This is a genomic window from Pedobacter jeongneungensis, from assembly GCF_000633455.1.
Classification (GTDB): domain Bacteria; phylum Bacteroidota; class Bacteroidia; order Sphingobacteriales; family Sphingobacteriaceae; genus Pedobacter; species Pedobacter jeongneungensis_A.
Genome location: NZ_AYMG01000008.1, coordinates 1 through 13827 on the forward strand (window position 1 = coordinate 1; position 13827 = coordinate 13827).

Sequence of the window (13827 nt, forward strand, 5' to 3'; positions counted from 1 at the left end):
ATCCTAGTCCTTAATAATGGGGAATACCCTAATTGTTATCTGGTCACTAAGGGAAAAAACGGTAGCGGATTGCATCATCTCTTAGGCATAAAAACCTTGACGAAATTTTAATGTGCCGCTACCGCTTTAGGTAATCTGATTAATAATTTAAGCAAAATAAATATTTGTACTCCTTAAATAAAAGATCAAAACAAATCTAAAGGACGATCGGCGTGATCGAGATGACGATTTTAACAAAAAAAGAGAAACCGTTGCTGATTTCTCTCTTTCAAAATATTTCAAAATTATTCTTATGCTTCTACCGGATGCTCTTTAGCGGCCAGGTACCTTTCGGCATCAAGTGCGGCCATACAACCAGAACCTGCTGCAGTAACCGCCTGACGGTAGTACATATCCTGCACATCGCCACAGGCAAAAACGCCTTCAATATTGGTTAAGGTAGAACCTGGTTTGGTGGCTAAATAACCGGTTTCGTCCATATCCAACTGACCTTTAAAAATATCGGTATTGGGTTTGTGACCAATCGCCACGAAGAAACCTTCTACGGCGATATCAGACTCCACGCCTGTTTTATTGTTTAAAACTTTAACCGCAGTTACATTTTTTCCGTTACCCAAAATTTCCTGGGTTTCGGTATTATAATGTACGATGATGTTCGGAGTAGCCAATACGCGGCTCACCATTGCTTTTGAGGCTCTAAACTCATCCCTCCGTACCAATAAATGCACAGTTTTACAAAGTTTAGCCAAATAGGTTGCTTCTTCAGCAGCGGTATCACCAGCACCAACGATGGCAACATCCTGACCTTTAAAAAAGAAACCATCGCAAACGGCACATGCCGAAACGCCAAAACCATTGTATTGTTGCTCGCTTGGTAAACCCAACCATTTAGCGGTTGCACCTGTAGCAATAATAACGGTATCGGCTGTAATGGTTTTAATTTCATCAACCACTACTTTATGCGGTGTTGAAGAAAAATCAACCGAACTTACATAACCAAAACGGATATCGGTACCAAAACGCTCTGCCTGCTTGCGGAAATCCTCCATCATTTCTGGCCCCATAATACCTTGTGGGTAACCCGGAAAATTTTCTACATCGGTAGTTTGCGTAAGCTGTCCGCCAGCCTGCATACCAGTATACATAATTGGTTTTAAATCAGCTCTTGCCGCATAAATTGCAGCAGTATATCCTGCCGGACCAGAACCTATAATTAAACACTGAACGTGTTCGTTTTCTTGTGACATTATATTGTGTGTTTGAAATTCATTAATCGTAGCGCAAATTTAACGCTTTAAACAATTGTTAACAAGCGTACATTGTCAACATAGTTTACTTATTAACAGCAGAGGGCAGGGAGCGCGATGCAAAGAGCTTAGCGGATAGCGAAAAGCGTTCGGCGCGTGGCACTAAACTAAGGTGCATTCAGGTGGCTTAGGTGGTAAAAAATATCTTCGTGGTGTCAGATGTTACCATCTGACACCACCTAACTGATCCATTTCCGAAAATGATATTTTGTAATTCATGTTTGATTATCAATACTTGTACACTAAAAATGAATTATCAACTATCAAATGGTAACATCTGCCAGCACATAGAAACCTAAGTTTGTATCACCCCTACATTAAACTTCCTGGTAATCGGCGATTGGTTTGCTGCTTCTATCCCCATCGAAATTACCTTCCTGGTTTCCAGGGGATCGATAATCCCGTCTACCCAAAGCCTTGCTGCTGCATAATAAGGTGTAGTTTGACTATCGTATTTATCTGTAATTTCTTTTAATAATTCAGCTTCTTTTTCGGGCGTAACTACCTCTCCTTTTGCTTTTAAAGAGGCTTGCTGAATCTGCAATAATGTTTTTGCTGCCTGCGAGCCGCCCATTACAGCAATTTTAGCAGTTGGCCAGGCATAAATCAAACGTGGATCGTAGGCTTTGCCGCACATAGCATAATTACCGGCACCGTAAGAATTACCCAAAACAATGGTGAATTTTGGCACTACAGAATTGGCTACTGCATTTACCATTTTTGCACCATCTTTTATGATGCCACCATGCTCTGACCGACTGCCTACCATAAAACCAGTAACATCCTGCAAAAATACCAGGGGAATCTTCTTCTGGTTACAGTTCATAATAAATCTCGAGGCTTTATCGGCACTATCTGAATAAATTACACCACCGAACTGCATCTCCCCTTTTTTTGATTTTACCACTTTACGTTGATTGGCTACAATACCTACAGCCCAACCATCGATACGGCCCAAACCGCAGATAATACTCTGACCGTAACCTTGTTTATATTCTTCAAATTCTGATCCATCAACCAAACGGTTGATCACATCCATCATTTCGTAAGGTTTATCCCTATTCTCAGGAAAGATACCATACAGTTCTTCTTCTTTTTCTTTTGGTTTAACCGCCGCAATGCGATCGAAACCTGCATTTTCTGGCGCGCCCAGCATGCTCATGATATTACGGATGCTATCTAAACAAGCTTGATCATTAGGGTGTTTATAATCGGTAACGCCTGAAATTTCGCAATGTGTGGTTGCGCCACCCAAAGTTTCGTTATCCACTTCTTCGCCAATGGCCGATTTTACAAGATAAGAACCCGCTAAAAATACCGAACCAGTTTTGTCCACAATCATGGCTTCATCGCTCATAATCGGCAAATAAGCCCCACCAGCTACGCACGCCCCCATGATGGCCGAAATCTGAACAATACCTTCTGACGACATGATGGCATTATTACGAAACATCCTGCCGAAATGCTCTTTATCGGGAAAAATTTCATCTTGCATTGGGAGGTAAACCCCAGCACTATCAACCAGGTAAATTACGGGCAAACGATTTTCCATGGCAATTTCCTGCGCACGGAGATTTTTCTTGGCCGTCATAGGGAACCAGGCACCGGCTTTAACAGTGGCATCGTTTGCTACAATCATGCACTGCCTGCCGCTTACATAACCAATACCACATACTACACCGGCAGAGGGACATCCACCCTGCTCGGCATACATACCATCGGCAGTAAAGGCACCGACCTCCAAAAAGTCAGAATCTTTATCAATTAAATAAGCAATGCGCTCGCGCGCTAAAAGTTTTCCTTTTTCTTTTTGCTTAGCAGCATTCTTTTCGCCTCCACCGAGATAGATTTTTTTGAGTTTGGTTTTCAGTTCGTAAACCAACTGTTTGTTTACATCCTCATTTTTGTTGAATTCGATATTCATGGAGGCAATATAAATTTAATTTTAGAAAAATAGCATTGACCAAATCGGTTTCTGGTCTACGGAAAGGTTTAACCGCAAAGCGCGCAGAGAAAGGCCGCAATGAGCGCTAAGTGTTTTAACCACAGAGATTACAAAGAAAAGACACAGAGGACATGGAGTTGGGATTAGGTTAAAAATTTCCGTGTTTTCCGGGCATCCTTGGCTTTTTTAACCGCAAAGCGCGCTGAGTAAAGCCGCAAAGATCGCTAAGTTTTTATTAACCGCCTTTCTTTTAACCACGGGGATCAAAGAGAAAAAAGCACAGAGAACATGGAGAAGTTTAAATTATAAGGTGCACTAACCGCAAAACGCTTAACGCAATCCGCCGAACGCCAAACGCTTAACTACTTCTGATAAACTACTCCGTCAATCTTTATTTTTTGATACTTTTCTGCCCAGCCTTTGCCTTTGATGTATTTTACTTCCGATGGATGTCCTTTTAAATTTGGGTGATAAACAGGATCGAACGAAAAGGTCATTTCCTGATCTGATTTTTGAACAACAGTTACTTCATTATCATTTTCATCCTTTTCGCCTGTAGTAAAGAACTTCTCTCCTATTTTGGCATTAAAATCAGCGCGGGTATAGGTTTTAGTAGGGCTATCGGGGTAACTTTCTACTAATCTATTCCGCTCATCGATCCGCAGATATACCGTGCTGCTTGCATCGCCACCTACCAGGGAATAAAATTGGTAAAAAAGTTTTTTGTTGATCCTTACAGTGTCTTTAATCTCGGTGTAAGATTGCGCATTCATATACCATAAATTGCCGATCTGCATGGGTAAAAATGAATCGGCAACTGCGTTTTCCACTTTCTTTTTCTGACAGGAAAGGATAACCAGACTAACTAAAATTAAACTGAGCGATGTGCTGATCTTTTTCATAAGTATATGAGTATAATTACTTTTATTAATAACGTTAAAAATCAGCTACACGCTACAGCATTATAACTAATTGATAAAGTGGTACAAGAAAACTACTTCTCCATTAAAAGCAGGTTTTTTCTGGTCTTCTATCTCCATTTCGATAGCCATATTTACCTTTGTTACGCCACGTAGGTTAATAATTGAAGCCAATTTAGCTTTTAACCTTACTTTACTGTTTACGGTAACCGCTTGTGCAAACCTTAAACTTTCAATACCATAGTTGATCTCCATTTTCAGGTTCTGGATATCAACTATTTCTTTCCATAGGTAAGGGATTAAAGATAAGGTTAAATAACCGTGTGCAATAGTAGCTTTAAACGGACCTTCGTTTTTTGCCCGCTCTTCGTCAACGTGGATCCATTGATGGTCTAAGGTAGCGTCGGCAAATTTGTTGATCTGTTCCTGGGTAATGGTGTGCCATGAAGAAACGCCTAATTCCTTGCCAAGGTATTGTTCAAATTCTGCGTGGGAGGTAATGATTTGCATTTTTAATATACTTTTTAGCGCCAGGCGTTTTGCTGATGGCGGATTATTGATTATATGTTGAGATTGTATTCGTTTTAGCCTTGGGTTGATGGTTGATGGTCTTATAGTTCATAGTGAATATATCCAAGTTATCAAGCTATGAATTATCAACCATAGACCATTAACCATGATCCATTAACGATGCGCAACTGGCCATATCACAGTTAACTTAAATTTCTTTCTTTAAACCAAACTTCATCAGGAATGGCTGAGAAATTATCCATCTTACCGATTAAAATTTCTGCATCTGCTTCGTTAAAAACGAGGTCGCGGTTGGCCGGTTTTAAGAATCTGCTCTGCACCATCATTTCCATTTGGGCAAATAACGGATCGTAAAATCCATTTACGTTTAATACGCCAATCGGTTTGTTATGTAGGCCTAACTGCAACCAGGTAAGCACTTCAAAAAATTCTTCGAGTGTACCAAAACCACCAGGTAAAATCACAAATCCATCACTTAAATCGGCCATTTTTTGCTTTCGCTGGTGCATATTTTCGGTTACGATCATTTCGGTTACACCTTTATGACCGACCTCTTTATCCATTAAAAACTGTGGAATGATACCCGTAACCAAACCACCCAGCTCCAGTACATCGTTAGCCAAAACACCCATAACCCCAACACTACCACCACCGTAAACCAACTTAATCTGTTGTTTTACCAATGTTTCTGCCAACTGTTTTATTGCATTGCGTAATTGTACATCGCCGTTAAAGTTTGAGCCACAATACACACAAACCGAATTAAGCTTATTCATTTTGTCTAAAATTTACCGAAGTTAAGATTTTCCCGGCTTTCTATAAATTTTAATTCTGCACAAAGCTGTTACAGGAGTTATTTTAATTAAACCTCGCAGGTTTTTAAAACCTGCGAGGTTTGATCGTATAATTTTCTTCCCAAGAACCACCAACCTTGTTAAATAAACCTGATTGCAGAGAAAGCCCGTAGCGCAGCGAGGACTTGAAACGAAAAGCAGGACTGACTTTAAAATAGAATTCTGTATTTGCTTTTCAAAATAATATTGACCACCTAAGCCACCTGAGGACATTTAAGTTTTTTTTCTGGTATAAACAAAAAAGGAGCAGCATTACGCCACTCCTTCTAACCAAATATAAGAGAGAAAAGATTAATTTAGCTATTAGAAAGCATAACGGATGGTTGCGCCATAAGTTCTTGGATCGCCGAGTACGCCTGCATATAAACCAGAGTTACCCGCAGCTGCCTGTAACTGCTCGTAATAGTTTTTATTTGCAATGTTTCTGCTCCAAACAAATAATGAGAATTTATCCGATTTAAAACCTAACCTCGCATTAAATAAAGCATAACCTTTAACATTTAACACACTAGATGGTGTAGGATTAGATGAATATTCTGAACGGTAACTGGCATCACCAGCAATAAAATATCTACCTTCTTTAGTAGCCAGGTTACCTGCTGTGCTTAATTCTGTACCACCAGAAATGTTCCATTTAGATACACCTGGCAATCTGCCACCCGAAGCATCTTTAAATGCAACCTGAGTAGCTACATTGTTCACCAGTTCTGTATGGCCGGTTTCCTCTAAAGGAAGAGGTGCGTTGGTAAATTTAACGTATTTTCCATCAAGATAAGCTAAAGCTGCATTTAAGGTTAAAAACCTTTCCAGCTGGTAAGTTCCATCTATTTCCAATCCTTTTACCCTAACTTTTTCAGCATTAGCCAGATACCCCCTGTTTACACCCAATTGTGGCGACTGAACATTGGTTTGGTAATCTTTAATATCAGTATTAAATAAACTAAGATTTACAATAGCGCCTTTAAAAGGTTTTGTTTTAGCACCTAACTCGTAATGTTGAACATACTCTGGTTTTACAACAGCTACTGATAAATCGGCCGCTCCGGTAGAGGTAGTTGGTAACCCACCTACGTTAACACCAACTGGTTTGTAAGCAGTAGAGAAAGTTCCGTAAACATTCAAATTGTGCGTAGGACGGTAAGACACAGTAAAGTTTCCCGATAAATTGTTATTATCTACCTTGGTTGTAAACTGCTGATTGGCATATACAGCCGCTTTAAGTGCCAATAATGCTGCATCGGTAGTCTGTAAACCACCGTAAGTTACCCTATCATAATCAACATCTTTTTTATCATAAGTATATCTTAGACCTGGTAAAACGTGCAGATTCTTTAACACCTCCCAATCTACCTGTGCAAAAATAGCTGCGCTTAACGATTTGATAGTAGAGTTGGTTTTAATCCCAAAACCATCTAATAAACCAGGGGTTGAATATAATGCCTGACTGCCGGTATTACTGGTTTGTACAAATCTCCATTGATCTTTACCTACTTCTTCTGTTTGCGCCAGACCTTTTAAATTCTGACCTAACAAATACACACCAATTACACCGCTTAATTTATCAGTAAGATTACCTGCATATCTCACTTCCTGAGAGTATTGATCGTGGCGCGAAGTACCCTGCGATTTGGTTAAAGCTGCTAACTCCGAGAAATCCCTGTCGTTTGTAGGATCCCAGTTCCAGAATCTCCAGGCAGTAGTTGAGGTAAGTGTTCCGTTACCGATTTTGTAATCTACGTTTAATGATATACCACCGATAGACTGGTTATGTCTCCAAGGGGTATTGGTATTGATTTCTCTTGAAAAAGGATCGATTTTCGGCTGTTGATAACCTAAATCAGAAACAATTTTGGCATACTGGCGGTAAGCACTTCTTTCAGTTGTAGTTACACCTGCTATCACCAATGGATAGCCTGCAGGATGTTGAATGCTCACATCGCCACTCAACAATACCTGTAATTTTTCTGATGGGGTATAATACAACTGACTTTTAAAACCAAGGTTGTTTTGTCCGCTGTATTTACGTTCTTCCCTGGTATTCCAGATGGTACCATCGCGTTGTGTACCTGAAATTGAAATTTTTGCAGCAAGATCTTTAGCAAGCGCACCAGAAACTGATGTTTTTGCCTGGATGAAATTATAATTTCCGGCGCTCAGTTCTACTTTTGCACTTGGTGTTAAAGTTGGTTTGCTTGTGGTGATGTTAAATGCACCTGCAGTGGTATTTTTACCGAACAAGGTACCTTGTGGACCTCGTAAAATTTCGATCTGCTCGATATCAAGAAAATCGGTAGAGGTTGCAGCCGGACGTGCATGGTAAACACCATCTACATAAAAACCTACTCCCGGATCGATACCATCGTTGGTTAAACCGAAGGTTGAACCCAATCCCCTGATGTTAAGTGTTGTATTTCTGGCGTTCGAAGCATATAACTGTACCGAAGGAACCAATTCTTTTAAACGGTTAACATTAAAAGCACCAGCATTTTCTGCTGCGCGGCCACCGATTACCGTAATCGGGATGGGCACATCCTGTAAAACCTCCGAACGTCTGCGTGAGGTTACCACAATTTCATCTAAAAGGGCACTTTCTACCAAAACCAGTTCGATTGGCGTATCCTGATACCTTAAAATCTGAAAATCCTGTGGTTTATACCCTACCGAACTTACCTGAAGGTAAAATGGCGGTTCCTGTTTTGCATCGATTTTGAAAGCACCGTTATCATCGGCACTCACTGTAATATTAGTGCCCCTTACTTTTATGGTTGCGCGTGGTACCGGCTCACCACCAGACTTTTTTATAATACCTGTTATTGGACTTTGAGCAAAAGTAATGCTTGCCAAAAGGAAAAATGAAAATAAAAAGAGTAAACGTTTGTTCATGATTAGTTATATAGTTTGTTTTAATATTGTTGATTAACGACCCGTTCGAAAATATCCGATAACTGTTTGAGAATGGTTACAACAACAATATGAGCGTGATTTGTAGTTTGTTTTCATAATTATTATATAAATCCTATAGATTTAGTCGACAAATATATTAATTTTTTTTATCTGCCAAATTTTATTTTGTGATTTTTATATTACTTATCAAAATAATAGGAGTCCGCGTTAGGGATTGTAAGGGTTCAGTACCGATTTTTCATCGGTACCGGAGCAAAGCGAAGCCCTGAAAAGCCCGCCCCCTTGCGCAGCTTGGGGAACGCCCATATTAATAGACAGTTTTTAGTTGGCGGGGGTTAGACAAAAAAAAGGGGCTATCGTAAACCGATGCCCCTACATTTCAATTATTTAATAAAGGTCAGGCCTTAAACCCTACACCCTCTTACCTTCTGCCTTAAACTCTATCTGGTATAATTTGGAGCTTCTTTGGTAATGGTAATATCATGTGGATGGCTTTCGCGCATGCCTGCCGCGGTAATCTGTACAAACTGTGCTTCTTGTAATGCTTCGATATTTGCTGCACCACAATAACCCATACTTGCACGTAAACCGCCTATATACTGGTACATTACTTCTGCTAAAGTACCTTTAAATGGCACGCGACCAACAATACCTTCAGGAACCAGTTTTTTAATATCATCTTCTACATCCTGGAAATAACGGTCTTTAGAACCCTGCTCCATGGCTTCGATCGATCCCATACCACGGTAAGATTTAAATTTACGTCCTTCGTAGATAATGGTTTCACCTGGTGATTCTTCTACCCCTGCGAATAACGAACCTGCCATTACCGTACTTGCTCCAGATGCAATTGCCTTAGCAATATCACCAGTGTGTTTAATACCGCCATCAGCAATAACTGGTACACCTGTACCTTTTAATGCTTTGGCACATTCGTAAACGGCATATAACTGAGGAACACCAACACCGGCAATAATTCTGGTGGTACAGATAGAACCCGGGCCTATACCTACTTTAACAGCATCTGCACCAGCATCTGCCAAAAATTTAGCCGCAGCACCAGTAGCAATATTACCAACGATAACCTGTAAATCGGGATATTTAGCTTTTACTTCTTTTAATTTATCAACCACTCCTTTTGAGTGACCGTGAGCAGTATCGATGGTAATTACATCAACTCCGGCTGCAACTAAAGCATCAACCCTTTCAATGGTATCGGCAGTTACCCCTACGGCAGCACCTACGCGTAAACGGCCACGCTCATCTTTACAGGCAGCAGGATAATTTTTAACTTTTGATATATCTTTAAAAGTAATTAATCCACTTAGATAGCCATCTTTACTTACTACGGGAAGTTTCTCGATTTTATGATTCTGAAGAATTTCTTCTGCCTGTACTAAAGTAGTACCTTCTGGTGCAATGATTAAATTATCTTTAGTCATTACCTCAGAAATTGGTCTTTTCATATCCTTTTGAAAACGAAGATCCCTGTTTGTAATAATACCAACTAATTTATTATCGCTGCTTACCACTGGAATACCACCGATTTTATGCTCTTTCATAATTTTGAAAGCATCGGCTACAACAGCCGTTTCCAATAAAGTAACCGGATCCTGAATCATGCCACTTTCAGAACGTTTTACTTTACGTACCTCAGCAGCTTGTCTGTCAATAGTCATGTTTTTGTGCAACATCCCGATACCACCATTTTGCGCAATAGCAATGGCAAGCTCGGCCTCTGTTACAGTATCCATTGCGGCAGAAATCAATGGAACATTAAGTTTAATTTTTTTGGTTAAAAAAGTGGATGTATTTACTTCACGGGGCAGAATTTCTGAATATGCGGGTACTAATAGTACGTCGTCGTACGTTAAACCTGTGGCAATAAATTTTGTGGAATCGAGTTGCATAGCAAATAAATTAGGATTTATTATTTGCCAGGCAAAGATACGGAAATAACGCGAAAATAAAAGCATAATAACAAAAATGCTTAAATATTGAGCTTGCCTGACAATTGAAAAAATTATTCGAATAAACGATTATAGCAGGTTTATAGGAATGTGATGGCTTTCGCCGAATAATAATCCGGATAAATGTTATTATTATTGTGTCAATCAAAAAGATACCACATTGCTAAAATGTATTAGCAATCATTTAGCTAAAACCTCTAATAATAAAACATGATTACCGAAAACCAATATTTTGATGGCAACGTAAAATCGTTGGGTTATGAAACCACCGAAGGAAAATCGACAATAGGCATTATAAACCCGGGTGAATACACTTTTGGAACCGCTCAAAAAGAAATTATGCACGTTATAGAAGGCGAATTGGAAGCATTGCTTCCTGAAGTTACTGACTGGCAAATCATTAAAGCTGGCAGTAATTTCGAAGTGCCTGCAAATTCATCATTCAAAGTAAAAACGACTGTACAAACGGCTTATTTATGCCAGTATAGATAGTAAAAGAGGTTTTATCATCAATCTGGGATTGTCATACTGAGGGATAATTTATTTTATAAAAATCAATATAAATGACAGAAGGTTTTAATGCGGTTTCTTGGCCGGGAGGAATCGTCATTGCGAGAAAGGCTTTTTCAGCCGACGAAGCAATCTTTCTAGCAAGGATCGCTAGCAGGAAAGATTGCTTCGTCGTACCTCCTCGCAATGACGACTTTTCTTCGCATCTGTCAATGGTAGCCTGTCGAAGGACGCTTATAAATGTATTTTAGGCATTTCGACAAGCTCAACGTGACAGTTTCTGATAGAAACTCTTTTTAATTGATTTAGCAGTATTTATTTCTTTCCAATTACTACTTCTGTAAAGCTATCTGTAGTGAGGTATTTATTAGCCAGCGCCAATAACTCTTCGGCAGTAATGGTTTTTACTTTTTCAATATATTTTGTATAATAATCGTAACCCAATCCTGAAAAATAAATATTCTTAAATTTATCGGCATGTGAGAAAACATTTTCCAAACTACCCAGCATCGAACCCAACATATAATTGCGAACCAGGCTCAACTCCTCTTCCCCTATCAGTTCATTTTTTAAAATGTCTATTTCTTTATAAATTTCTGTCAAAGCCGCAGCGCAAACATCAGCACCTACCTCGGTAGAAATAAACAGATAACCTGCTTGTTGCAGTGAAGAAATGCCAGAGCCAATGCCATAAGTATAACCCTTGTCTTCACGGATGTTATTCATCAAACGTGAGCCAAAATAGCCGCCTAACACAGTATTTAAAATCTGAAGTCCGGAAAAATCTTCGTGTTTACGGTTAATAGCCAACTGACCAATTCTGATGGCAGACTGTAAAGCCTCTGGTTTTTCAGTATAAATAACCTGTTTTGCTGTAGCGATAAAATCAAAACTGTTTTTTACGGCATCGCTTTTTTCCCATTTTTTACCGAAAGCATCATTCAATAAGTTAAAGCTTGCCTCATCAAACTTTCCGGAAACAATAATGGTACAGTTATTTGGTGCGTAAGCCGCTTTAAAATATTCGATCAGGTCTTCGCGTTTTAGTGCATCATAGTGTTCAGCCTGTATATTTACACCATAAGCAGTATCACCAAATAAAGCGTGTGCAAACTCTTTTCTTGCCAGAATATCGTTTTTCTTTAGGTTTACCTGTAGTTTTTGCTTCTGGTTTTGGATATAAATATCAAGCTCGTGTTGGGGAAACTGACTTTCTGATAGAACATCTTTTACTATTGGCAAAACCGATTGCAGATGTTTATTTAACGTATAAAGGGTAACAGAAGATTGATCCTGAAGGTATTCAGTCTGAAAAAATGCTCCATAAAAATCGATCTGCTCGGCAATTTCCTTTGCTGTTAATTTATTGGTTCCATTGTTGATCAGCGAGCTTACCGCAATGGCCTGTAATGGTTTATCGAGTTTCCAGTTTACATTTTCGAAAATAAATTCGATACGCACTAAATCCTGCTCTCCGGAATAAATGGTAAAAACAGGAACACCGTTATCCAGTGCTTTTTTTTCTGGTTGGATAAAATTTATAATCGATACCTGCTTAAAATCAGGCGCTTGTTGTCTGTTAAGCATTTTCTTCGGTTAAATAGTATAAGGTTGACGATGAATTTGAGTTAAAAGTTTCGTTAGATATCCTTTTGATATCTTCTGCCTCCACTTTTAAAAACGCTTCGGTTTCCTGGTTTAATAAAGCGGCATCGCCTAATAGTTCATAATAAGCCAGGTTCATTGCTTTATCCAACAGGCTCATTTCAGAAAAAACAAGTACCGATTCTACCTTGTTTTTCACTTTGGTTAATTCTGCATCAGAAACGAGTTCTGATTTAATTTTATCCAGTTCTGCCCAAATGGCTTTTTCTGCAGCTTCTACAGTAACACCTTCTACCAGTTTGCCTTCAACAATAAACAAACCCGGATCTAAACTGCTGGAGATGTAAGCATTAATATCACTAAAAAGCTGCTGTTCTTTTAATAAGCTATTGTATAAACGAGAAGATTGTCCACGCGATAAAATATCCGATAATAAATCAAAAGCATAATAATCCTGGTTTAAACGTCCTGGCATTTTAAAAGCCATATAAATGGCATTAAGCGGTACATTTGCCTTTACGGTTTCTACTCTTGCTTCAGTCTGAGGATCTTCCTGAACCAAATTGCGGATATACTTTTCACCAGCCGGGATGGGTTCGAACCATTTTTCGGCCAGTTTTTTCACATCTTCGGTTTTTACATTCCCACCCACTACCAAAATGGCGTTTTGTGGAGTATAATGTTTTTTAAAAAATGCTTTTACGTCCTCCATTGTCGCATTTTCGATATGCGAAAGTTCTTTCCCGATGGTAGCCCACCTGTAAGAATGCTTTTTATAAGCCAATGGACGCAATTTTAACCAAACATCGCCATAAGGCTGATTAAGGTAACGTTGCTTAAATTCTTCGCTAACTACGTTTCTTTGCGTATCTAAACTTTTTTCAGAAAAGGCTAAACTTAACATGCGGTCGCTTTCCAGCCAAAACGCGGTTTCGATATTTTCTGCCGGTAGTGTAATATAATAGTTGGTAATATCATTACTGGTAAAAGCGTTGTTTTCGCCCCCTACCCTTTGCAAAGGCTCATCGTAACTTGGAATATTTACCGATCCTCCGAACATTAAATGCTCAAATAAGTGTGCAAAACCGGTTTTTTCGGGATCCTCATCGCGGGCACCCACATCATATAAAATATTTAAAACTGCCATCGGGGTTGTAGCATCTTCATGTACTAAAACCTTTAACCCATTGGCTAGTGTAAAACGATTAAAATCTACCATATCTAATTTTAGAACCGTAAAGATATTGTTTTAAGGGAAATTGGAAGATGGAAAATGTAAGA

At 39.2% G+C, this 13827-nt stretch carries 10 protein-coding genes; 1 reads left to right on the forward strand and 9 read right to left on the reverse strand.

Translation table 11 applies throughout. From position 1 onward, the window contains the following. Positions 1–290: 290 nt before the first annotated feature. The 7 genes from trxB to guaB all read right to left on the reverse strand — a co-directional run bounded on the left by trxB (position 291) and on the right by guaB (position 10371). On the reverse strand, positions 291–1247 hold the full coding sequence (trxB, locus tag U859_RS0106375) for a thioredoxin-disulfide reductase (RefSeq protein WP_025142590.1): 957 nt from the start codon (positions 1245–1247) through the stop codon (positions 291–293). A gap of 355 nt (positions 1248–1602) precedes the next feature. After that, complete coding sequence (locus U859_RS0106380) at positions 1603–3231, reverse strand: acyl-CoA carboxylase subunit beta (RefSeq protein ID WP_025142591.1); 1629 nt, start codon at positions 3229–3231, stop codon at positions 1603–1605. Positions 3232–3614: 383 nt separating this feature from the next. Continuing rightward, positions 3615–4154: a hypothetical protein gene (locus tag U859_RS0106385; RefSeq protein ID WP_025142592.1), complete on the reverse strand. Its 540-nt coding sequence runs from the start codon at positions 4152–4154 to the stop codon at positions 3615–3617. 66 nt (positions 4155–4220) lie between these two features. After that, on the reverse strand, positions 4221–4682 hold the full coding sequence (locus U859_RS0106390) for a MaoC family dehydratase (RefSeq protein ID WP_025142593.1): 462 nt from the start codon (positions 4680–4682) through the stop codon (positions 4221–4223). 203 nt (positions 4683–4885) lie between these two features. Beyond that, complete coding sequence (locus U859_RS0106395) at positions 4886–5479, reverse strand: TIGR00730 family Rossman fold protein (protein WP_025142594.1); 594 nt, start codon at positions 5477–5479, stop codon at positions 4886–4888. Between the two features lie 381 nt (positions 5480–5860). Continuing rightward, positions 5861–8440 carry a TonB-dependent receptor gene (locus tag U859_RS0106405; RefSeq protein WP_025142596.1) on the reverse strand — a complete coding sequence of 860 codons (2580 nt, stop codon included), beginning with the start codon at positions 8438–8440 and terminating at the stop codon, positions 5861–5863. Between the two features lie 461 nt (positions 8441–8901). Beyond that, complete coding sequence (guaB, locus tag U859_RS0106415) at positions 8902–10371, reverse strand: IMP dehydrogenase (RefSeq protein WP_025142597.1); 1470 nt, start codon at positions 10369–10371, stop codon at positions 8902–8904. 270 nt (positions 10372–10641) lie between these two features. On the opposite strand from guaB, the gene U859_RS0106420 reads away from it, so the two are divergent. Next, entirely contained in the window at positions 10642–10923 is a 282-nt protein-coding gene (locus tag U859_RS0106420) for a pyrimidine/purine nucleoside phosphorylase (RefSeq protein WP_025142598.1), read from the forward strand. A gap of 333 nt (positions 10924–11256) precedes the next feature. On the opposite strand, the gene U859_RS0106430 is transcribed toward U859_RS0106420, so the two are convergent. Continuing rightward, on the reverse strand, positions 11257–12528 hold the full coding sequence (locus tag U859_RS0106430; RefSeq protein WP_025142600.1) for a M16 family metallopeptidase: 1272 nt from the start codon (positions 12526–12528) through the stop codon (positions 11257–11259). Continuing rightward, the gene (locus U859_RS0106435) at positions 12521–13765 is read right to left on the reverse strand and encodes a M16 family metallopeptidase (protein WP_025142601.1); all 1245 of its coding nucleotides are present in this window, start codon (positions 13763–13765) and stop codon (positions 12521–12523) included. The genes U859_RS0106430 and U859_RS0106435 overlap by 8 nt, the downstream gene beginning before the upstream one ends. Positions 13766–13827 lie beyond the last annotated feature (62 nt).

Excerpts from the sequence above, each read along its gene's own strand:
- U859_RS0106380 (WP_025142591.1), bottom strand. The coding sequence starts at position 3,231 with ATGAATATCGAATTCAACAAAAATGAGGATGTAAACAAACAGTTGGTT.
- U859_RS0106420 (WP_025142598.1), top strand. The coding sequence starts at position 10,642 with ATGATTACCGAAAACCAATATTTTGATGGCAACGTAAAATCGTTGGGT.
- U859_RS0106385 (WP_025142592.1), bottom strand. The coding sequence starts at position 4,154 with ATGAAAAAGATCAGCACATCGCTCAGTTTAATTTTAGTTAGTCTGGTT.
- U859_RS0106395 (WP_025142594.1), bottom strand. The coding sequence starts at position 5,479 with ATGAATAAGCTTAATTCGGTTTGTGTGTATTGTGGCTCAAACTTTAAC.
- U859_RS0106405 (WP_025142596.1), bottom strand. The coding sequence starts at position 8,440 with ATGAACAAACGTTTACTCTTTTTATTTTCATTTTTCCTTTTGGCAAGC.
- U859_RS0106430 (WP_025142600.1), bottom strand. The coding sequence starts at position 12,528 with ATGCTTAACAGACAACAAGCGCCTGATTTTAAGCAGGTATCGATTATA.
- guaB (WP_025142597.1), bottom strand. The coding sequence starts at position 10,371 with ATGCAACTCGATTCCACAAAATTTATTGCCACAGGTTTAACGTACGAC.
- U859_RS0106435 (WP_025142601.1), bottom strand. The coding sequence starts at position 13,765 with ATGGTAGATTTTAATCGTTTTACACTAGCCAATGGGTTAAAGGTTTTA.
- U859_RS0106390 (WP_025142593.1), bottom strand. The coding sequence starts at position 4,682 with ATGCAAATCATTACCTCCCACGCAGAATTTGAACAATACCTTGGCAAG.
- trxB (WP_025142590.1), bottom strand. The coding sequence starts at position 1,247 with ATGTCACAAGAAAACGAACACGTTCAGTGTTTAATTATAGGTTCTGGT.